Annotated in this window: 15 protein-coding genes; 10 read left to right on the top strand and 5 right to left on the bottom strand. The window is 45.1% G+C overall.

Annotated features, from left to right (window positions below; genetic code table 11):
• Positions 1 to 228 precede the first annotated feature (228 nt).
• The 6 genes from AAFN85_RS02490 (at position 229) to AAFN85_RS02515 (ending at position 11,409) form a co-directional block, all read left to right on the top strand.
• Complete coding sequence (locus AAFN85_RS02490) at positions 229 to 4,479, top strand: two-component regulator propeller domain-containing protein (RefSeq protein WP_347525375.1); 4,251 nt, start codon at positions 229 to 231, stop codon at positions 4,477 to 4,479.
• Between the two features lie 231 nt (positions 4,480 to 4,710).
• Positions 4,711 to 4,962 carry a hypothetical protein gene (locus tag AAFN85_RS02495; protein ID WP_347525376.1) on the top strand — a complete coding sequence of 84 codons (252 nt, stop codon included), beginning with the start codon at positions 4,711 to 4,713 and terminating at the stop codon, positions 4,960 to 4,962.
• A gap of 174 nt (positions 4,963 to 5,136) precedes the next feature.
• A complete protein-coding gene (locus AAFN85_RS02500; RefSeq protein ID WP_347525377.1) occupies positions 5,137 to 5,748 on the top strand; it encodes a TetR/AcrR family transcriptional regulator in 612 nt (203 codons plus the stop codon).
• 144 nt (positions 5,749 to 5,892) lie between these two features.
• Positions 5,893 to 7,272, top strand: coding sequence for a TolC family protein (locus AAFN85_RS02505; RefSeq protein ID WP_347525378.1), 1,380 nt, complete (start codon positions 5,893 to 5,895; stop codon positions 7,270 to 7,272).
• Positions 7,273 to 7,282: 10 nt separating this feature from the next.
• On the top strand, positions 7,283 to 8,362 hold the full coding sequence (locus tag AAFN85_RS02510) for an efflux RND transporter periplasmic adaptor subunit (RefSeq protein WP_347525379.1): 1,080 nt from the start codon (positions 7,283 to 7,285) through the stop codon (positions 8,360 to 8,362).
• On the top strand, positions 8,359 to 11,409 hold the full coding sequence (locus AAFN85_RS02515) for an efflux RND transporter permease subunit (protein WP_347525380.1): 3,051 nt from the start codon (positions 8,359 to 8,361) through the stop codon (positions 11,407 to 11,409). Before AAFN85_RS02510 ends, AAFN85_RS02515 begins: the two co-directional genes overlap by 4 nt.
• 97 nt (positions 11,410 to 11,506) lie before the next feature.
• Here AAFN85_RS02515 and AAFN85_RS02520 read toward each other — a convergent pair whose 3' ends face one another.
• Complete coding sequence (locus tag AAFN85_RS02520; protein WP_347525381.1) at positions 11,507 to 12,007, bottom strand: VOC family protein; 501 nt, start codon at positions 12,005 to 12,007, stop codon at positions 11,507 to 11,509.
• A gap of 50 nt (positions 12,008 to 12,057) precedes the next feature.
• Between AAFN85_RS02520 and AAFN85_RS02525 the strand changes: the two genes are divergently transcribed.
• The 4 genes from AAFN85_RS02525 (at position 12,058) to AAFN85_RS02540 (ending at position 19,514) form a co-directional block, all read left to right on the top strand.
• Complete coding sequence (locus AAFN85_RS02525; protein ID WP_347525382.1) at positions 12,058 to 12,429, top strand: glyoxalase superfamily protein; 372 nt, start codon at positions 12,058 to 12,060, stop codon at positions 12,427 to 12,429.
• 177 nt (positions 12,430 to 12,606) lie between these two features.
• Positions 12,607 to 15,951 carry a transglutaminase family protein gene (locus AAFN85_RS02530; protein WP_347525383.1) on the top strand — a complete coding sequence of 1,115 codons (3,345 nt, stop codon included), beginning with the start codon at positions 12,607 to 12,609 and terminating at the stop codon, positions 15,949 to 15,951.
• Positions 15,952 to 16,086: 135 nt separating this feature from the next.
• Positions 16,087 to 18,639 carry a circularly permuted type 2 ATP-grasp protein gene (locus AAFN85_RS02535; RefSeq protein ID WP_347525384.1) on the top strand — a complete coding sequence of 851 codons (2,553 nt, stop codon included), beginning with the start codon at positions 16,087 to 16,089 and terminating at the stop codon, positions 18,637 to 18,639.
• The gene (locus tag AAFN85_RS02540; protein ID WP_347525385.1) at positions 18,639 to 19,514 is read left to right on the top strand and encodes a transglutaminase family protein; all 876 of its coding nucleotides are present in this window, start codon (positions 18,639 to 18,641) and stop codon (positions 19,512 to 19,514) included. The genes AAFN85_RS02535 and AAFN85_RS02540 overlap by 1 nt, the downstream gene beginning before the upstream one ends.
• Positions 19,515 to 19,576: 62 nt before the next feature.
• Here the strand turns inward: AAFN85_RS02540 and AAFN85_RS02545 are convergent, their stop codons facing one another.
• The 4 genes from AAFN85_RS02545 to AAFN85_RS02560 all read right to left on the bottom strand — a co-directional run bounded on the left by AAFN85_RS02545 (position 19,577) and on the right by AAFN85_RS02560 (position 22,843).
• A complete protein-coding gene (locus AAFN85_RS02545; RefSeq protein ID WP_347525386.1) occupies positions 19,577 to 20,671 on the bottom strand; it encodes a putative zinc-binding peptidase in 1,095 nt (364 codons plus the stop codon).
• A gap of 192 nt (positions 20,672 to 20,863) precedes the next feature.
• Positions 20,864 to 21,619, bottom strand: a complete 756-nt coding sequence (locus AAFN85_RS02550) for an SDR family oxidoreductase (protein ID WP_347525387.1) — start codon at positions 21,617 to 21,619, stop codon at positions 20,864 to 20,866.
• 70 nt (positions 21,620 to 21,689) lie between these two features.
• Complete coding sequence (locus AAFN85_RS02555) at positions 21,690 to 22,262, bottom strand: Crp/Fnr family transcriptional regulator (protein WP_347525388.1); 573 nt, start codon at positions 22,260 to 22,262, stop codon at positions 21,690 to 21,692.
• Positions 22,259 to 22,843, bottom strand: a complete 585-nt coding sequence (locus AAFN85_RS02560) for a Crp/Fnr family transcriptional regulator (protein ID WP_347525389.1) — start codon at positions 22,841 to 22,843, stop codon at positions 22,259 to 22,261. The genes AAFN85_RS02555 and AAFN85_RS02560 overlap by 4 nt, the downstream gene beginning before the upstream one ends.
• Positions 22,844 to 23,107: the final 264 nt, after the last annotated feature.

Genomic DNA, 23,107 nt, shown 5'->3' on the forward strand with positions numbered 1-23,107 from the left:
GTTTAAACAAGCGCGAACTCAACGGTTAATATCTTATAGCTAAAAGTTGTGGGCTTTTGAATTGTAACATTATTAATAGTTTTGCGTATATCTTTATGAAAATATAATGGGCTTTTTAAAAGCCATTATCATATTAATAACGTAATTACAAATAAGTTAGATATTTTCGCAAGTCATTCATTGAAATGATTTGAGTATTATAAAATTTTGCCCCAAGACCCCTGATAAATGGCCTATCCGAAACTCGCGGTAAACCGCTGCCGTATTAAACTTTGCCCAAAGTATATACTGTTTTTACTGCTGCTGTTACCATTTATTGCTGCTGCCCAAATTTCAGATACCCGTTTCAGGCATATCAGTAGCGAACAAGGCCTTTCGAACACTACCATCAATTGCATTTTTCAGGATAGCCGGGGCTTTATGTGGTTTGGTACACGCGATGGTTTAAACCGTTACGACGGCTCCAAAGTGGTGATCTACCGTAATAACCCTGCCGATAAAACCAGCATCAGCGATAATTTTATCAACTGTATTTATGAGGACGGCAACCATAAACTTTGGATAGGAACCAATTACAACCTCAATAAATTTGACCCGGTAACAGGTACATTTTTGCGTTGCGCTTTTACCAGTACGGCTATCAGTACCCTGCAAGGGCATGACGACCATAGCGTATGGGTTGGTACGCAAGGTAAGGGCATCAGTTTGTTGGATGTGAATACCTGCCGCGCCCAAAATTTCGCGCATGGTAATTATCCCGGTTTAGTGTGCGATACCATAAACACCCTTTATCAGGATGCCGGCAAAACACTTTGGGTCGGCACACCGCATGGTTTAAGTACATTTAATGCAGATACTAAAGACTTTAACCCGGTAACCGTTCCGCAGGTTATTGAAAGCCCGATAACATCTATAGCTGATGATGGTAAAAACAATCTTTGGATTGGCATAAGCGGGAGCGGGGTAGGCAGGTTAAATATAAAAACCAAACAATTTAAGCTTTTTGCCCATAATGATTTGGATGCTGGTAGCCTTTCAGGCAATTTGGTTTTGCAGGTAATGTGCGATAAAAAGGGCGGCGTTTGGGTAGGCACCTTTAACCAGGGCATGAACTGGTTTGATGCCAAAACCGAAACCTTTGTAAAATATTTCCCTCGCCCGGAAAATGCCGGAAGCCTCTCGAACACTACGGTTTCGGCTATTTATGAGGATGTGCAGCATAACCTTTGGATAGGCACCCACCGCGGGGGCATTAATCAATATGCCGCCGGAACAGATAAGTTTAAACTATACCGTCAGGGTATCAATCAAAGCAGTTTAAGTTATAACGATGTAAAAGCTTTTTTTGAAGATAAACAAGGTAACATTTGGATAGGCACCGATGGGGGAGGATTAAATAAATTCGACCGTAAAACAGGATTGTTCCGCCAGTATAAACATGATCCACACAACCCATCAAGTATTTCATCAGATGCAATACAGGATATTGCCGAAGATGCGCAAGGCAACTTATGGGTAGGCACCTGGGGCGGTGGCCTTAACCTAATGAATGTTGCCGCAGGCACTTTTACCCGCTTCAACGCCAAACCCGGAGTTGAGGGCGCGTTAAGTTCTGATTTTATGCAGCGCATGCTGCTGGATAGCAAAGGCAACTTTTGGATAACCACCTACTATGGAGGCTTAAACCTGCTCGACCCTAAAACACGCCGTTTTACAAGGGTATTAAAAGGAGGGGATGGTAAAACTGCGTTCGAAGGTAAAAATGTTGTATCGGCCGGGGAAGATAAGGATGGCAATATTTGGTTTGGTACGGATGATGGTGGCCTGAACTGTTATAACCTCACCTCCCGTCGCTTTACCCATTATTTCGATCATCTGAAAAAGAGCACCGATTCGCGGGTGATATTTGCTGATAGTAAAGGCAATGTTTGGGTAGGCATGGCTGGCTTATATGTTTTGGATAAAGCTAAAAACTCCTTTAAGCTTTACACACCGCGCGGCAATCTGAGTTCGGATTTTATTAAAGGTATTACCGAAGATGAGCAGCATAACCTTTGGATCTCAACTTCAAGCGGTATCAATCGCCTTAACCCCCAAACCGGCGAGAACAAGCAGTTTAGCACTTACGATGGTTTACAAAATACCGAGTTTGAGGCCAACGCCTATTTAAAAACCCGCGATGGCGAGATGTTTTTTGGCGGGATAAAAGGCTTCAATAGTTTTTACCCAAAAAACATTAAGCCCAACACGGTTATCCCCCCTGTTTACATTACAGATTTTCAATTGTTCAATAAGCCGGTAGTAACCGGCGCGGCCGATTCATTGTTGAAAAAGAAGATCGGTTTTACCGAAAAGATCACACTTAACTACAACCAATCTACCATCGGATTTAATTTCATAGCCCTTAACTACATCGTAAGCCGCAATAACCAGTATAAATATAAGCTGGAGGGCTTTGACAAGCAATGGGTAGATGCCAGCACCGACAGACATGCGGCTTATACCAATCTTGATCCGGGTACTTATACATTCAGGGTAAAAGCATCTAATAATGATGGTGTGTGGAATGAAAAAGGCGCGTCGATAACCATCGTGATTATCCCGCCGTTTTGGGTTACCTGGTGGTTTAGGTTGCTGGTTGTTGTTTTAATAATATTAGCGGCTTACAGTTTTTACAGCTATCGCATTAATGCCATTAAACGGCAAAAAGAAGAGTTGGAGCGTATTGTACAGCAACGTACCCGCGAGGTAGTTCAAAAATCTGAACAATTACAAGAGGCCAACGAAGAACTCCAGACACAAGCTGAAGAATTGCAAGCCCAGGCCGAAGAACTACATGTGCAGCAGGAAGAGTTGCAGGTTCAATCTGAATATCTACAATCCTTAAATTCTGAATTAACTATACAGAAAGACCAAGAGCAGCAAGCCCGCGAAGAGGCCGAAAAAGCCAACCAAGCCAAAAGTATATTCCTTGCTACCATGAGCCACGAGATCCGCACGCCGATGAACGGCGTAATAGGTATGGCTTCCTTATTGGGCGAAACCAAATTGGATTTTGAGCAGCGCGAATACACTGATACCATCATCAACTGCGGCGAAAGCTTACTGAGTGTGATCAATGATATCCTCGATTTCTCGAAGATCGAATCGGGCAAAATGGATCTGGAACACGAGGATTTTGATCTGCGCCACACCGTGGAGGAAGTGATGGATCTGTTTGCCCAACGGGCCGCCCAGCAAAAGATAGATCTGATCTATCACATTGATGAAAATGTGCCTATCCATATCGTGGGAGACAGCCTTCGGATAAAACAGGTGCTCATTAACCTCATCAGCAATGCTATTAAATTTACCACCAAAGGCGAGATCTTTGTAAAAATTTTCCTGAAAGAACAGATTGCCGAAAGTATCGAAATTGGCTTCGGTGTGAAAGATACCGGTATTGGCATCCCCCAGGAAAAGATCGAAAAGTTATTCAAGGCATTTTCGCAGGTTGATTCATCTACCACCCGTAAATACGGCGGCACCGGTTTAGGACTTGCCATTTGCCAGCGCCTGGTACAGTTGATGGGTGGAGAGATCTCGGCAGTGAGCCGTTACGGCGAAGGATCGGTATTCAGCTTCTCGATCAAAACCGTTGAAAGTAAAAATCCGGTACGTACGCCTTTACTTTACGATCTGGCTACTTTTAAAGGGATGCGGGTACTGATAGTTGATGATAACGACACCAACCTGTTCATTCTCCGCACCCAGCTGGAGCATTGGAAATTGAAACCGGTAACCGCCTCATCTGCTTTTGAAGCCCTGGAGATACTGGCAAAGGATGAAAGTTTTCAACTGCTCATCACCGATATGGAAATGCCCGGTATGGATGGCGTAGGTTTAGCCAACGAGGTGAAAGCCAGGTACAGCAAATTACCTATCGTGATGCTCAGCTCTATAGGCGATGAAACCCGGAGCAAATACCCTGGTCTGTTCTCATCAATATTGGTGAAACCTGTTAAGCAGCACCATTTGTGCATGAGCATTCATAAAGCTTTGAACCAGGAAGAAGCCGCTGTTCCGGAAACTATTTCTAAAAACGTGTTGCCTGCCGATTTTGCCAAAAATCACCCACACAGGATTTTGGTGGCCGAGGATAATACCATTAATCAAAAACTGATTGAACGCGCCCTCGCCAAATTAGGCTACAAGCCTGATATGGCCCTCAACGGCAGAATAGCACTGGAAATGCTTGCCCAAAAGCATTACGATATTATATTGATGGATATCCAGATGCCGGAAATGGACGGCCTGGAAACTACCGAACAGATCCGCATTCAAGGTGGCCGACAACCATACATTGTAGCCATGACCGCTAACGCCATGCAGGAAGATCGCGATGTATGTATCAAAGCCGGCATGGACGATTACCTGTCAAAACCAATGCGTTTGGAGGAGTTGGTTGAGGTATTGGAAAAGGTGCAGGTTTTGGGTTGATTGTTCATAAATGGTTTAAGAAATAGGCATGCAAAGGCGCTAAGCCGCAAAGTATTTTAATACAAGGTTTGAGAATTTAAGTTCGCAAGGGTGGCTAAGCCGCAAAGATTTTTTGTGGATGGATTGAGAATTTAAGAGCGCAAAGGGAGCAAAGTCGCAAAGGTATTTTTGCCTGTGGCCAACCGCATATGGTAGTTATTTCAATCACATTAAATATATTTTATCGATAGCATGACACATAGAATTGATTTTTTTTGTGGAGAAGAAGATGAACCTTTGTTTTTAACATTAGAGCCTGAAGGTATGTTATTCCAAGTGCGTGATGGAGTGGAAATCACTTTTGTAGCATCATCAGACGACCCTGAATTTAAATGGGCATTTAGATATGTTAAAGCCTATGATTCAATGCTTATATACCCAACGTCTTCGCAATACGTTCCTGTTGAGGTTTATGAAAACAGTGTATTAGTGTATGAAACTTAATGATGGTTTAATAAAATTCTCATCTCTCTACCTCAATGAGGTGGCTGGGATATTCGTCAGGCTTCAGGTCTTATCCCCCCAACTTTGATACCAGCCTAAATTTTCGCATGTTTACGTTTCAATTACAAATTTACTGAACACTGTTCAGTAAATTTGCTGCTGTTAAAAATTGCTATGGGAGTATCTGAAAGAAAAGAGCGCGAAAAGATAGAGATGAAGGAGCTGATCAAGGCTGCCGCGTTGAAGCTTTTTTTGGAGGATGGCGTAGCCAAAACTTCCATCCGTAATATTGCCGATGAAATTGAATATAGTCCGGGTACTATCTACCTATACTATAAGGATAAGGATGAGTTACTGTACGAGGTGCAAAGCAATGCGTTTGGTAAATTGCTGGAGGTTTTCAGGGAGAATGCCACCCACAATGATCCGGTTGAACGCTTACTGGAGATCAGCAGGACTTACATCACCTTCGGCCTTAATAATCCGGAATTGTACGATTTAATGTTTATCATCCGTGCACCTACAAATGTTGATGAAGAGATCCATAAAGCTAACGGTGGTAACTGCCTTGATTTTTTAACCGATTGCCTTGCCGCGTGTGCTGAGGACGGTCGCTTAGTTGTGCCGAACGTTCAGGTAGCTACTTTGCAGGTTTGGGCTACCGCGCATGGCCTGGTATCGCTCAACTTACGCTGCCGCTTAAAAGTGATGGATGCTTCAGAAGAAGAAATCCCCAATATATTGATGGCTACCATGGAAAGTTATATCCGCTCTGTAACAAAATAATTTTTTTTTGGACTAATAATAAACATCGTTCATTTTTTAAACATTTATTAAAATTTAAATAGATCTCATTCGTCTACAAGATTAATGAGTCATCTAAAGAAAAAAGAATAAAAATTTTTACCTCAACACTAAACATTGTTCATTATGTATACAACATTTATCAGGCTCTCACTTTTACTGGTGATAATTACCAGTATGGGCAGAGCGAGAGCTTATGCCCAAACGGGGCGGCTGGACGGTTATATTGCCGATGCCTTTGCTCAAAACCAGGGATTAAAAGAGCAACAATTTAACCTGGATAAAGCCCTTTACGATTTAAAAGAGGCGCAGGCCATGTATCTGCCAACAGTAAGTGTATTAGGCAGCTACACCAAATCATCCGGAGGGCGTACCATCGATGTGCCGGTAGGCGATCTCATCAACCCGGTTTATACAGCGCTTAACCAGCTCACCAACTCCAATAAATATCCCATGCTGCAAAACCAATCGTTTTTGCTTAACCCGGATAATTTTTATGATGCCAAAGTGCGCACCAGTCTGCCGCTCATCAACGCCGAGATCAGGTATAATAAGCTTATCAAACAGCAACTCATCAACAGCCAGCAAGCCGCGGTGAACGTTTATAAACGGGCATTGGTAAAAGATATTAAAACGGCTTACTACCGTTATTACCAGGCACAGCAGGGTGTGGCTACCTATAACAGCGCCATGTTGCTCATTAAAGAGAACATCCGTGAAAACGAGAGCCTGCTCCGCAATGGTGTGCGCAACGGAACTGCTTTACTCCGCGCCCAAACCGAGCAGCAAAAAACAAATGCTTCATTGATACAGGCGCAGCATGCTGTACAAAACGCAAGCTCCTATTTTAACTTTTTACTTAACCGCCCGCTTACCGATTCGATCATTGTTGATCAGGATGCTGTTACCGCCGTGCAGGCTATGGCCGATACTTTGGCAGGCACCGCTAAACGCGAAGAGCTGAACCAGTTGCGCACCTTACAACAGGTTTACACGCTTGACTATAAATTGCAAAAATCAGGTATTATACCTAAGGTGAATACGTTTATCGATCTCGGTTCGCAGGGCTATGATTTTAATGTGAATAATAAAACCCGCTACTACATGTGGGGCGTTAACCTGCAATGGGACATATTTACCGGCGGACAGCGTAAGGCGCGGGCGGCACAATCGCAGGCAAAAATCCAGGCCGCAACCGCCCAGCTTGATCAAACTGCGCAGCAGCTGAATCTCCAGTTAGATCAGGCTTATAACAACTATCAATCGGCCAAAGCCGCTTACCAAAGTTCAGTTTCGCAATTAACATTCGCGGGCAAATACTATAATGATCAACTCAAAGCATACAGGGCCGGGCAGCTCCTGTACCTGGAACTGGTTGATGCCCAAAACCAGCTCACCAATTCCCGACTGCAAATTGCCGACACCCAGGCAGGCCTCCAGGTAGCCCTTGCCGAACTGGAACGCGACCAGGCCACATATCCTATTAACAACCTCAACACCAAATAAAACTCACACAATGAAAACATTAAAATACACCGGCTTACTATTATGTCTGCCATTAATATATGGTTGCAGCTCGAAACCCAAAGCGGTTACATCCAATGCTAATACCGATACCATTCCCGTACAGGTAATGCCTCTGCAGCAGCAAAGCGGCAATACATCCATCACGGTATCGGGCCAGTTTACTACCGATGATGAGGTGATGCTATCTTTTAAGACAGGTGGCATCATCAACACCGTAAATGTTAAAGAGGGTGATGCCGTTAAAAAAGGCCAGCTATTGGCTACCCTTAACCCCACAGATATCAACGCTCAATTACAACAAGCCCAATTAGCCAATGAAAAGGCCGAGCGGGATTACCAGCGTACCCAAAACCTGTATAAAGACAGTGTGGCTACTTTAGAGCAGTTACAGAACAGCAAAACCGCCATGCAACAGGCCAAACAGCAGTTAAATATGGCGGCGTTTAACCAACAATACTCGCAGATCCGTGCGCCAAAAGATGGTTATATATTGAAAAAACTGGCCAATGCCGGTCAGCAGGTTACCGCTGGTACGGCTGTGCTGCAAACCAATGGCGCAGGTGCTGGCGAGTGGAAGTTGAGGGTAGGCATCAGCGATCATGAATGGGCTGCATTGCAACTGAATGATAAAGCCGAAATCGAAACCACCTCATTGCCCGGCCAAACATTGCAAGGTTTGGTAACCCGCCGATCTGAAGGTGTAGATGCCGCTACGGGTACTTTCAGTGCCGATATTACCCTTACGGGCGCTAAGCCAAAAGCCATTGCATCGGGCATGTTTGGTAAGGCAACCATCAGCATACAGCATGGTAAAACTACCAGCAGCCAAACCTGGCAAATTCCATACGAAGCCCTTTTAGATGGAGATGGTGCCAACGGCTATGTATTTGTAACTGACGATAACAAAACAGCCCGCAAGGTAAAAGTAACTGTTGCCGCTATCGATAAAAATACTGTGACCATTACCGATGGCCTGGCCGATGCTAAGTCGCTCATTATTTCGGGTTCGGCTTATTTAACTGATAGCAGCGCCATTATTGTTCAATCTCCTAAAACAGCATCCAAATGAAAATTTCAGAGTATGCTGTAAAAAACAGTCAGTTTACGCTGGTCATCTTTTTGATGATCATTGTGTTGGGGATCACCACTATATTGAATATGCCCCGGTCCGAGGATCCGGAGATGCATGCGCCTGCATATCTCATTATTGTAAATTATCCTGGTACCAGCCCGAGGGATATTGAGGATAGGGTGGTAACGCCTTTGGAAAAAGTGATTTCGGGTTTGGATGATATTAAACGCGTGCGTACCAGTGTAGCCAATGGCGTGGCAGTGATCAGGGTGGAGTATAAATACAGCTCCAACATCGATTCCAAATACCAGGAAATAGTGCGCGAGGTAAATAATAAGCGCGCCGAATTGCCCGCCGAGATCACCAATATAGATATCCAAAAGCAACAACCCTCGGATGTGAATGTGTTGCAGGCGGCGTTGGTATCAGAAAATGCCCCGCGTAGTAAGCTGCAATACTATGCCGAAAAATTGCAGGACGAGTTGGAAAAAGTTTCGGCCCTGAAACAGGTAACTATTTTTGGCTTACCCGGTCAGCAGGTGAGGATTGAGCTGAACCTCGAAAAAATGTCGCAAATGCATTTACCGGTTAGTTCTGTGGTGAACAGCTTGCATAGCGAGATGGCCAGCATTCCCGGCGGTAGCGTTGATGCATCCAAACTGACTTTCAATATTAAAACTAACGATTACCGTACGCTTGATGCCGTGAACAATACTATTGTTTATGCTGTGGGGGGCAAAAACATCGCCCTGAAAGATATAGCGCATGTTTATTATGGTTATGGCGAGGAAAAGCACATTGCCCGCCTCAACGGTCACCGATGCGTATTTGTGGTAGCCGCCCAAAAAGAAGGCGAAAACATTAACCGGACACAAACACAGTATGTTAAAGTACTTGCCGATTTTAAAAAGGTACTGCCAGCCAATATCGATCTGGTACAAAACTTTGACCAGGCCGATAACGTGAACCGCAGGCTAACCGGCTTGAGTCATGATTTTATTATCGCTATTTTATTGGTAGCCATTACGCTGTTGCCATTAGGTATCCGCCCGGCGGTTATTGTAATGATTTCTATCCCGCTTTCGCTGGCTATTGGTATTGTACTGTTGCAATTGTTCGGCTTCAATCTTAATCAGCTAAGTATTGTGGGATTGGTGGTGGCTTTAGGTTTACTGGTGGATGATAGCATTGTGGTGGTAGAAAATATAGAGCGATGGATGCTTGAAGGGCACAGCCGTATGGAAGCTACGCTGAAAGCCACAGGACAGATAGGTATGGCTGTAGTGGGCTGTACCGTGATCCTGATCATCGCTTTTATGCCACTTGTATTTTTACCTGAAGGTTCAGGCGATTTTATTCGGTGTTTACCCCTTGCTGTAATATTCTGCGTGCTGGCATCCATGGCGGTATCGTTAACTATTATCCCCTTTTTATCAAGCCGTTTATTGAAAAATCATACCGGTAACCCCGAAGGCAATTTCCTGATGCGCGGATTGAAAAGGATGATCCACGGTAGCTATGCCCGTTTGCTGGATAAGGCTTTGCAACGCCCATTCATCACCATTGGTGTTGCTTTGGTGATATTTGTGGCATCGCTGCAATTGTTTGGGGCGATAGGTTTCAGCTTGTTCCCATCGTCAGAGAAACCGCAATTCCTGATCAATATCACTACGCCAAATCAATCTAACCTGCCTTATACCGATTCGATAACCCGGGCCATTGAAAAAGAACTGAAAAAGGAACCGATCATTAAATACTACGCCAGCAATGTTGGCCATGGTAACCCGCGCATTTACTATAACGTAATTGCCGAAAATAACCGCAGCGATTTCGCGCAGCTATTTATCCAGTTGGATGAAGATACCCGCCCCGATGCCAAGCTGGCCCTGATCCAAAAGTTACAGAACCGTTGGGCGCATTATCCCGGCGCTAAGGTAGAAGTTAAAAACTTTGAGCAAGGCCCGCCGGTGGTGGCCCCGGTAGAGGTGCGCCTGTTTGGCGAAAACCTGGATACCTTGCGTGCGCTATCGCTCAAAGTAGAAAAAATGCTGCACCAAACTCCGGGAACCATGTATGTTAATAACCCTGTTAGTTTGTTGAAAAGCGATATCCGCGTAGCTGTAAATAAAGATAAAGCCCAGCAATTGGGTGTTACATCGCTGGCTGTTGATCAGATTGCGCGTCTTGCCGTAACCGGACTTGACATGGGCACTTACTATAACAACGATAACAAATATGGCTACGCAGTTTTGCTAACGCGAATGAAAGACGGTCGCCCTAACCTGGATGCTTTCCGCAACCTGTACGTAAACAATGCGCAGGGCAATGCGCTGCCGCTAAACCAGGTGGCCGATCTGAAACTGGAAGCATCACCGGCTATCATCAATCACCAGGAAAAGAAACGCGTGGTATCGGTACAGGCTAACGTGCAAAAAAACTTTTTGGTAAGCCGTGTGCTTGATGATGTGCAGCAAAAAATGGATAAGATGAAACTGCCGGTGGGTTATAGCTATGAGATGGGTGGCGAAGTGGAGTCGCGCAATAACTCATTCGGCGGGTTCTTGAGTATCATTTTGGTAACGGTGTTCATGTTCATTGCTGTTCTGGTGTTGCTGTTTAAAACGTTCAAAAGCATGCTCATTATCCTGTCGGTTATTCCGCTTGGTGTGGTTGGCGCAGCGGTGGCGCTTTGGGTAACGGGTAATTCACTATCGTTTGTAGCTATTATCGGTTTGATAGCGTTAGCCGGTATCGAAGTAAAGAATACTATACTGTTAGTTGATTTTACCAACCAACTAAGGCGACAAGGCAAAGGTCTTCAGGAAGCAATTCGTGAGGCTGGCGAGGTACGCTTTTTGCCGATAGTGCTTACTTCTTTAACAGCTATCGGTGGTTTGATCCCGATCGCTATATCAACCAACCCGTTGATCTCACCGCTGGCTATCGTATTGATAGGCGGTTTGATCAGTTCAACCTTGTTATCAAGGATAGTAACGCCGATAATTTATGAGTTGATACCTCCGGCTATTGAGGTAGAGGAGTAGGTGAAATTTTATTGGTAGTAATCTTTAAACAAGCGTCAAATCGAACAAATTGCGTATTCCTCGGCGCGGTTTGTTCGATTTGATGTTTTATGTGATCTTACTTAACCGTCTGCGTTCCCAGCTTGGCGTACTCCACATCATTAGGTTTCCAAAGCTCTATCTTATTTCCCTCCGGATCCATCAGGTGTACAAAGCTGCCGTAGCTAACTTTCTCTACCGAATCGGTTGGTGTAATACTTGCAGCTTTCAGCTTAGCCAAAAGCGCGCTCAACTGCACAACCCGGTAATTGATCATAAATTGCTTTTCGGATGGTTGGAAGTATTTGGTGGTTTCTTTAAACGGCCCCCAAAGTGTGAACCCTTTTTTGGTACTATCCATTCCCTGGTGCCATTCAAAATTAGCACCATAATCGCCCATCGGGATGCCCAGGTTTTTACTATACCAGGCTTTCAACGCGGCTGGATCTTTAGCCTTAAAAAAAATACCGCCCAGGCTTGTAACCCGCGGACCGGTATTTGTAGTGCCGGTTAAGCGGCTAAAACCATAGCCTAATCCAAAACTGATAAGTAGTAATATAATTAAGGAAAATCTTTTCATAACCGAATATCTATAGTTAAAGATACTCAATTCATTATTTAACTTTATATATGCAAATCATTCCCTTGTTTAAAGTAAGCGATATGCGCGCCGCCATCAGGTACTACACCGAAGTTTTGGATTTTGTGATGACCTGGCCTGATGACACAGCCGATTCGCCGGTTGTTGATCTGGGGCATGAGCAAACCGAATTACAGATCACCACATACGAAAACGAGCGTTTGTTTGGTTCGGTGGTGTATGTGTACACCACCAATGTCGACGCGCTTTTTACCAAATACAAAAGCCGGGGACTGGATACATCGGGTAAATCTAATTCGCCGGTACATCAGGGGCCGGTTGATCAAACCTGGGGAAGAAGGGAGTTTTATGTTACCGATGCCGATGGTAATACCTTGCGTTTTTGTCAGAATATAGACTAAAAAACCAGTATCATACTATTGCCTATAAATACATTCTGCATTTTTGTCAATTAATACCCTTAATTTTATCATTTTTTTGCGATAATGGCATTTGTCTTAAAATCTCGTAAAAAACCACCTGCTTTATTAAGTATTTAAATACAAATAGGATATTTTTATAAACATAAAACCTCATTTATGTCGATAAAGGTAGCTATCCGTCACTTTACAAGTTACAAATACGATAAACACATCTCGCTTTCGCCACAGGTTATCCGTTTACGCCCCGCCGCGCATTCGCGTACCATGATCAAAGGCTACTCGCTAAAAATTCTGCCTGAAAAACATTTTATCAACTGGCAGCAGGATCCTTTTGGTAATTACCTGGCCCGCATCGTTTTTCCCGAAAAGGTAAATGAATTTAGTGTTGATGTGGAAGTGATAGCAGATATGGTGGTGATCAACCCCTTCGATTTTTTTGTTGAGGAGTATGCCGTTCACTATCCTTTTGAGTATGATGATACTTTAACCAAAAACCTTGCGCCATACCTGGAGGTTACCGAACGCGGTCCGCTATTGATGGATTTGACGGAAAAGGCCAGCGAGTTGCTTAAAAAGAACGCGATAACACAGGATTTTTTGGTTACCCTTAACCGGTTGCTCTATAACGAGATCTCCTACAATATCCGCATGGAACCGGGCATCCAATCCTGCGAAGAAACATTAGAGCTTAAATCCGGTTCGTGCCGAGATACAGCCTGGTTGCTTGTGCAGCTATTGAGGCATTTTGGTTTGGCCGCCCGTTTTGCTTCGGGCTATCTGGTACAGTTAAAACCCGATATCAAATCGCTGGAAGGCCCGTCAGGGCCTGAACAGGATTTTACCGACCTGCATGCCTGGACGGAGGTTTATCTGCCTGGTGCCGGCTGGGTGGGCCTCGACCCGACATCCGGTTTATTTGCAGGCGAGGGGCATATCCCGCTGGCCTGTACTCCAGATCCACAAAGTGCCGCCCCAATTAGCGGTTTCTCCGAACCTGCCGAAACTGAGTTTCATTTTGAAAACACCATTACCCGTATTGAAGAAAAACCACGGGTAACCAAACCATTCTCGGACGAGCAATGGGATGATATCATGGCTCTGGGCGATCAAGTTGATGCCGAATTTGAAGCCAACAACGTGCGCCTAACCATGGGCGGCGAGCCTACTTTTGTATCCATAGATAATTACGAAGCACCCGAATGGAACTCGGCTGCCGATGGCGAACACAAACGCCGCCTATCTAATATCCTGTTCCACAAACTTAAAAATGAGTATGGCAGCGGTGCGCTGATGCAATACGGGCAAGGCAAATGGTACCCCGGCGAGCCGCTACCCCGCTGGAAACTGGCCTGCTACTGGCGTAAGGATAATGTGCCGTTGTGGAATAATGATACCCTGATGGCCGATCTGAGTAAAGATTACGGTCTCGGCCCTAAGGATGCTAAGAACTTTATGCGCAGCCTTGCGCAGGAACTGCATCTCGACGGTAAGAATATAACGCCTACTTACGAGGACCCTTTTTATTTTTTGTGGGAAGAAAGCAAAACACCCATCAATGTCGATCCGCTAAAGGTTGACCTGAAATCGCCGCTCGAAAGGCAAAAACTGGCCGAGTTGCTTAATACCGGCCTTAACGAACCTGTGGGTTATGTGGTGCCCATAAAATGGGATCTTGGCCAAAACAACTGGCAAAGCTGCAAATGGTCGTTTAGGCGTAATAACCTGTTTTTGGTGCCGGGCAATTCGCCGGTAGGTTTGCGTTTACCGTTAGATTCGATCCAGTATGTTGATCCGGCCCAACTGGAGGAATTACCAGAGAGGAGTTTGTTTGCTGATGTAGATGACCTGCCTGGCACCGACAACCTGATCCCGGAAACCGGCAGGAGGTTTAACAATAGCGATATCATATTTAAAACCGCTTTGGTGGTTGAGGTAAGGCAGGGCAAACTGTTTATCTTTTTCCCGCCAACAAGCTACTTTGAACATTACCTGTACCTGGTTAACGCGGTTGAACGCACTGCCGAAAAATTGAAAGTGCCGGTATTGATAGAGGGCTACGATCCACCTACGGATAATCGGATCACTAAAATGATGATCACGCCCGATCCGGGGGTTATTGAAGTGAACATACATCCTGCAAAAAGCTGGCGCGAACTGGCTACCAATTACGATATCCTGTATAAAAAAGCAGCCGAATCGCGCCTGGCTACCGAGAAATTCAATATCGATGGTAGGCATACCGGTACGGGCGGCGGCAACCACGTAACCCTTGGCGGCGAAACTCCGGCTGATAGTCCGCTATTGCGCAGACCGGATATATTAAGGAGTTTTATTACCTTTTGGCAGCACCACCCTTGCTTATCGTACCTGTTCTCTACCCAATTTATAGGCCCAACCAGCCAGGCCCCACGTGTTGATGAGGGTCGGATGGAAACACTTTATGAGCTGGAGATAGCCTTTCAGCAAATCCCCGATCTGAAAGAGAACGAAGTGCCGTTTTGGTTGGTGGATAGGATCTTCCGCCATTTTTTAACGGATATTACCGGCAATACCCACCGCTCGGAGTTTTGTATCGATAAGCTTTACTCGCCCGATTCATCGAGCGGCCGCTTGGGTATACTCGAGTTCAGGGGTTTTGATATGCCGCCGCACTACCGCATGAGCATGGTGCAGTTCCTGCTTATCCGCACGTTGTTGGCCTGGTTCTGGAAAACGCCATATAACCATAAACTGGTGCGTTGGGGTACCGAACTGCATGATCGTTTCCTGCTGCCGCATTATTGCTATAAAGACATGACCGAGGTTGTGAACAGCCTTCGCGATGCCGGTTATGGTTTTGATATTTCGTGGTTCGAGCCGTTTTTCAGTTTCCGCTTCCCTTTCCTGGGCGAGTTGCAGGTTGATGATATCAACATAGAAATTAAAATGGCGATCGAACCATGGCATGTACTGGGCGAAGAAATGTCGAGTACCGGAACCTCCCGCTTTGTTGATTCGTCGCTGGAGCGCATCCAGGTCAAGATTTCCGGTCTCACCGATTCCCGTTATACATTTTTATGCAACGGCCTCAAAATTCCGCTTAAAAGCACGGGCGTACAAGGCGAATATATTGCAGGTGTGCGCTACAGGGCATGGCAGCCGCCGTCGGCATTGCACCCGACCATCGGGGTAGATACCCCATTGGTATTTGACCTATACGACAACTGGACACAGAAATCAGTCGCTGCTTGCCAGTATCACGTATCACATCCCGGCGGGCGCAGTTATGATACCTTCCCGGTAAACAGTTACGAGGCCGAAGCAAGGGTAATTTCGCGCTTTTTTGATTTCGGGCATTCGGTTAACCTGGTTGAGCCGGCCGCGAGTCAGCAAACTGCCGGTGGCAGGTTCGTTACCAAAATGAATATCCTGCCGCAGTACACCATTACGCAACAAGTGGTAAACCCCGAGTATCCGTATACGATGGATTTGAGGCGATATAAAAATGCTACGAATTTATAGCATGATAATTTGTCTGAACTCGAATTTATAGAATTAAGGAATTGGCAGAAGGCAAAGCAAATTCAAAAAATTCACCAAATTCGTTTAATTCGAGTTCAGACAAATTTTATATCCAAAAAATAAGAGATTTGGAACATGATTGAAACGTACCTGCAGCAAACCGGTAACGCGGCCAGCCCTTTTTTTGATGAGCTTGCTGCTCCCAACGGCGAGGTGCGCGAGCATTGGAAAAAGCTTGCGCATGCTTATGATGAGCTGGGCTTCGAAAAAATGGAGCAGCGCAGCAGGGAAATTAGCCAGGAATTACGGGATAACGGTGTTACCTACAATGTTTACAGCGATCCGGACGGCATTAACCGCCCCTGGAAGTTGGATCCGGTGCCAATGGTTTTCAGTCAGCAGGAATGGGAAACCATCGAGCGTGGATTGACCCAGCGCGCCGAGCTACTGAATTTGATTTTAACAGATATTTACGGCGACCGCAGACTGATCAAAGAAGGTTTTATTCCTTTCGATCTAGTGTTTACGCACAAAGGTTTTTTGCGCCAGGCTGATAAAATAAAAATCCCCGGCAAGTTTCAGCTTATCCAATATTCAGCCGATCTGGTCCGCGGGCCATTAGGCAAAATCTGGGTACTACACGATCGTACCGATGCCCCGTCTGGTGCAGGTTATACTTTAGAGAACCGCGCCGCCATGACGAGGGTTTTCCCGGATCTGATCCGTGAGAACCAGGTGCGCAAGATCTCGTCCTATTATCAAACATTAAAAAACACCCTCACCAAACTCGCCCTTCAAAACAAGGAAAACCCTCGGGTGGTGTTATTATCGCCGGGTACGGCTAACGAAACCTATTTTGAGCATGCCTACCTCGCTTCTTCATTGGGTATCACTCTTGTATTTGGGCAAGACCTTACCGTAAGCGACGGCTATGTATGGCTTAAAACCCTGCGTGGTTTGGAAAAGGTTGATGTGATTGTAAGGCGTGTTGACGATATTTTTTGCGACCCGCTGGAGTTTTTCGGCAAATCGCAGCTGGGCGTTGTTGGGTTGATGGAAGCCGTAAGACAAAAAAAGGTAACGGTTATCAACCCGCTGGGTTGCCGCATATTGGAAAATCCCGGCTTGATGGCCTTTTTGCCGCGTTTATGTCGTCACCTGCTAAACGAAGAACTGATATTGCCATCTGTGGCTACCTGGTGGTGCGGGCACGAGAAAGAAAAGAAATACGTGTTTGATAACCTGCCTTTTTTAATTGTTCGTTCAACTTATCGCAGTTATGAGAACCGGCCATACATAGGCAGCGAGTTAAGCAAAAAACAGATAGAAGATCTTAAAAAAGAGATCAATACTCACCCGTATTTATATGTGGCACAGGAAGTGGTAAACCTAAGTACCACGCCATCGCTCATTGATAATAACCTGGAGGCCAGCAACGCCATTTTCAGGAGTTACATTGTGGCCGATACTGAAAAACAGGTTTATCATGTGATGCAGGGTGGCCTGTCGCGAAGCTTTCCGGCTAAGGATGGGTTGGTAACTTCCAATCAATCGGGCGGTATTAGCAAAGATACGTGGGTACTGGGGCCTTTGCCACAAAACCCGCCGCAGCAACCGGCAAATCAGCAACCGCTAAGGCAGGTTAAAAATATTTTGCCAAGCCGCACAGGCGAGAGCCTTTTCTGGCTTGGACGCTATTTAGATAGGGCAGTAAGTAATGTGCGGATGATGCGCATCGTACTAAAAATTTATAACGAGCGCGACGACGAGATCCACCCCGAAACCGATCAAACACTGGTGATTTTATTAAAAAGCCTGAGCGCCCTAACCGGAACTCTCCCCGGTTTTGCTGCCGAAGACCAGGTTAAACTAACCCAACCCGAAAAAGAATTATTGTCGCTTGCTGTAGAAACCAGCAGGCCGGGAACGCTTGCTCAATCGCTGCAATCGTTTTTAACCAACGGCTACGCCGTACGCGACAGGCTCAGTCTCGATACCTGGCGGATCCTGGACAGCATCTCTGAAGAGCTGGATTTGATGAAGGAGAATGGTGATAACCTGCACAAGATCTATCATAACCTCGATCAGTTTATTATTAAGCTCATGGCTTTCATCGGCCTCAATAATGATAACATGACGCGGGCTTCGAGTTGGCGTTTACTCAATACAGGTCGCTTTTTAGAGCAGGCCATGAATACCTGCACCATTTTACAGGCAGCTTTGGCAATCGATGTTAAACCTGATGTTGAAAAGCAGTTGATGGAGCTGGTGCTGATGAGCCACGAAAGTTTGGTTACTTACCGCTACCTGTACCGATCTACACTGCAAATGCAGGGTGTACTTAATTTGCTGTTGGTTAACGAGGATAACCCTAAGTCGGTGGCGTTTTTGATCTCAAAAATAGACGAACATTTAAAGCAACTGCCGGATGATAATAGTGAAGGGGGGTTAAGTCCGGCACGGAAAAAACTATTGGAGGCCTTAACCATGATCAGGCTTTGCGACGTGAATAAACTGGTAACACCAGATGATGATGACGAATTGAGCAAAAAGAAGCTGCACGATTTTCTGCACCATTTAATTACCACGCTGGGCCAGGCATCGGGCGCTATTTACGAAAGTTATTTTAGCCCTACCCAAAGCCAGTACAGTTTTGTAAAAAGCAATAACCCGCTACCCGAATTATAATGAAATACCAGGTTACCCACATTACCCGCTACGAGTACCAGCAACGGGCCTCGTTATGCCATAACCTGGTTTACCAGGTACCGGTTGATCATACTTTTCAGGAAGTAAAAAAAATAAACTACCAGATCCATCCTGAACCGCGATCGCTGGCCATGCGCGAGGATTTTTTTGGGAATAAGTTCATTTATTTTTCGATAGAGGAATTTCACCGCAAGCTAAGTGTAGAGATAAAGAGTAATGTAGAGATAGCCGAACCGGTATGGATCAAAACCAACCCCAAGGATACCATGCCCTGGGAAAATGTAGTGATCTGGCTGCGAAGCGCTGAGGCCGATAACGATATCCGCCAGTTTTACCTCGAATCGGCCCATATCCGGTTTGTAGATGAGATTCGCGATTATACTCTACAATCCTTTACTCCTGGCAGACCGATCATGGAGGCCATGCTCGATCTTAACTCGCGCATATTTAATGATTTTGATTTTACACCGGGGTTTACCGATATCAGCACGCGTGTAGAAGATGTTTTTCTGCACAAAAAAGGCGTTTGCCAGGATTTCGCGCATTTCTCGCTGGCTTGTTTACGGTCGATAGGTTTGGCGGCAAGGTATGTGAGCGGTTATATCGAAACTATCCCTCCGCCGGGTAAGCCCAAGCTTTTTGGTGCGGATGCTTCGCATGCCTGGATAGCCCTTTACATTCCGGAAACAGGCTGGACAGAGTTTGATGCCACCAATAACCTGCTGGTTAATGACAGGCATGTGCGCACGGCCTTCGGGAGGGATTTTGCTGATGTTACGCCGTTGAAGGGGATTGTGTATAGCGGTGCAGGGCAAAGGATGATCGTTAATGTGGATGTGCGGAGGCTGGAGTAGAAATCAAACGGATGAAGACTTACGAAGTTTTTAAAACTTCGTAAGTCTGGAATTCAATCGCTTCAGATTACCTTCGATGCAAAACAAACCTTATGTATAAAACTCAGCTTCTCAACCACCTTTGGCGGGATAACAAAAGGATACATGTCGGCATTGCCCATGCTGCGGTTCATGCTATTCATGGCAAAGGTTAGCGGGAGCCATAAATCCAGCAGCTTTTCAAAATTCTGTTCCTGGTAGGGGCTTACGTTGATGGCCGCTTTTAAACCACTGTCTTTATCGGCCACACGGGGCGAAACTTTCATACCGAAAGCATCTGCCGTTTCCAGCGTATCCATAATGTGCAGGTAATGTGCCCAGGTTTCGGCCCAATCTTCCCATGGGTGCGAACTGGCGTAGGTGCTAATGTAATTCTGGTTCCAATCGGCAGGGGGGCCTTCATTGTAGTTGCGTTGCAAAGCTTGGCTGTAATCTTCCCGTTCATCACCAAACAACTGGCGGTACTCATCAATAAACGTGCTATTGTCAATCAACCTGTCCCAGTAATAATGACCAACCTCATGCCTGAAATGGCCAAGTAGCGTACGATACGGCTCATTCATCTGCAGGCGCGATTGTTCACGCTTATCATCATCGGCCTCTTCCACATTCAGCGTGATTAAACCGTTTTCATGCCCGGTCAGCACCCTTTGCGATGGATCGGCGTCGCTTAAAAAATCAAAGCTGAGGCCTTTTTCAATGTCCTGTATTTTGCTCATCAAGGGCAGTTTGAGTTGCAGCAACGAGTAAATAAGGCGATGCTTGGCAGCCTCAATCAACCCCCATTGCCTTAAATGCTCGGGATCGGCAAGGTTGGGTACGATATGGTTCAATTCACAAGCCTTGCAAAATACAGCAGGATTATCTGCCGGGATGAGCCAGTTGCATACATCATACTGATGATTTTGGCAGTATTTAAATTTTGCCGGTTGACTTTTGCCCGAGCCGAAGAGTGGCTTTTTATAATCCTGCAGACTGTAATTACCATCATCTGTGGCAACTAATGTATGCAGGTTCATCACTTGTGGATCAAAACCCAATACATGTTTACAGCATTCGCATAAGCTGTTTTCAAAATATAATAGTTGCCCGCAATTGGTGCATTTAAATAGTTTCATAACCTGTTTTTAAGGCTATTTTATTTTGATAGCCTGTGAGTTAACAGATTATATAGCTGTGGGTTTTGGGAGATTGAAAAATGTACAGGGGTAATCGTGGCATACCATAAAAATGTCATTTCGACGAGCGGCGCGCATTTTCTCCCGCTGCTCTGTCGAAATGACAAGTTGTTTTAGTTTAACGGTAAATGCTTACCGCTGATTGACAGGTTCAGCGATCCAATCGGCATATTTTGTTGAACCGAGGTGCACCGCTTTTGAAGGAGTTAAAGTATCGGCCTCCAAAGCTGCGCCCGAATACAATGCGTTTTTATCGCTTTGGATATCCAGATCCTTACCGGTAGCCTGGGCGTATTGTTTGATCCAATCGGCCATGTCAAATTTTTCAGGGCCGCCTATTTCAAGGATAGTATTGGCAGGTTCGGCAACGGCTGTTTGTGCCATAAAAGCGGCTACATCTTTACTGGCAATAGGTTGGATATTGGCATCGGGTAAAGTTACTTTACCATCGGCAGTGCTCGTGTAAACTATGCCGCCTGCAAATTCAAAAAATTGGGTGGCGTGAACTATGGTATAAGGGATGCCCGATGCTTTGATCATATCTTCCTGAACTTGTTTGGCGCGGAAATAGCCGCTGGCCTGTAAATCTTTAGTGCCCACTACGGATAGCGCGATGTGGTGTTGTACGCCTGCCGCTTTTTCAGCAGGAAGAAGATTTTCATTAGCGGTTTTGAAAAAGTTCATTACCGCTGTATCTTCAAACGATGGCGAGTTTGATAGGTCAACTATTACCTGTGCGCCTTGTAAAGCTTCGGCCAGTCCTTCGCCGGTTAGCGTGTTTACACCGCTTTGTGGCGAAGCTGCTACAACTTCATGTCCGTTAGCTCTTAATATATTAACTGTTTGAGTACCAATAAGGCCCGTGCCTCCAATAACTACTATTTTCATGTTTGTAAAGTTTTAAATGATTTAACAATACAAAGATGGGTAGCTACGAACGCCAAAAACTTAAGCTGGTTTAAGAAAGGTAATCGGCTTGTAATTGCCGCAAAATTTCGGGCGAAACGCCGATGTAGGAAGCAAAAATATCATCCGGGATCCTTTGTATAAGCACCGGGTAAGTACGGCGGAAATAATTATAAAAATCCTGTTTGGGCGTAGTGGCGTATGTTTTTTGTTTGTAAAGCGCCGCCCCGTATGCCCGCTCATGAATTTTATTGAAATACAAAGCCATCAACGGGTATTGCAACAGCATTGCCTCGTAATTTTGGCGGCTGATGCAGGTAATTTTCGAATCTTCCATGGCAGCAATGGCATATACCGCGGGTTTGCCATCGCAAAAAGTTTTATAATCGGTTAACCACCAGTTTTCGAGCGCGAAATGGATTACTTCCTTTTTGCCTTTATCCTCATAAAACAAATACAGGATGCCGCTATTCACAAAGTAGATAGTATTGTTGATATCACCTTCGTTTAACAGTACCGTATCTTTTTCTACCGAAATAGTTTCGAAAAAATGGGCCATTTCTTCGCGGGGGATGGTAAAATCCGGGAGTAGTTGTTGGATATGGAGGAAAAGCTGATCGGTCATAGGTGTTTATTTTCGACTCTTTTTTTGCGGAGTTCGCTCAGGTATTCGGGAGTAAAGCCTAAAAAGGAGGCCAGTACTTTTTGAGGTACACGCTGTGTAAAATCGGGATATAGAGACTCGAAGCGTTCGTAAAACTCGTTTTTGGGCATCCTTGAGATCATCCTGATCCTGCTAAGCGAGGCAGAATAGGCACGCTCATATACCAGGCGAAAGTATTTTTCGATTAAAGGAATAGCATCCAGCAATAAAGTATAGTTTTTTGCTGATAGGACGAGTACTTCTGTGGGTTCGAGTGCCTGGATATTGCAACCCGCCCTCCGGCCCGAGCGGAAGGCATCCAAATCTGTCATCCACCAGTTTTCCAGGGCCAGCTGCATGGTTTGTTCCATGCCGTTCCCATCTATAAAAAATAAACGGAGGCAGCCTTTCAAAACAAAAAAGTACGATGAGCATAGCTGACCTTCCTCTAACAGCAATTCCTTTTTTTTGAATGACTTTGTTTCGAAGTAAGATAGGATCTGTGCTTCGTCGGTTTCCCGGCTGCCCGTCATTTTTTGGATATGTTGTATCAGGGGATGCATGTGCAGTAAAAATACCAATAAACGGCAGCCTTTAAGTAAGAAATTTCTACACGAATTTTTGCGAATTAACGAATTACACAAATTCGCTTCATGGACTTCTTCCAAAAAGCATTCGTGTAATTCGATTAAAGTTGTGGAATATCGAAACTCAAAAAATTGATTGACGAAATATAGTGATTTAATAAAAGAGATTTTGTTTTAAATTTTTGATAGTCAGGTATTTGTTTTATTGGCGTGCGAATTGTATCTATTTAAAGATCACAT

Origin of the sequence: Mucilaginibacter sp. CAU 1740 (genome assembly GCF_039839285.1) — a bacterium.
GTDB lineage: Bacteria > Bacteroidota > Bacteroidia > Sphingobacteriales > Sphingobacteriaceae > Mucilaginibacter.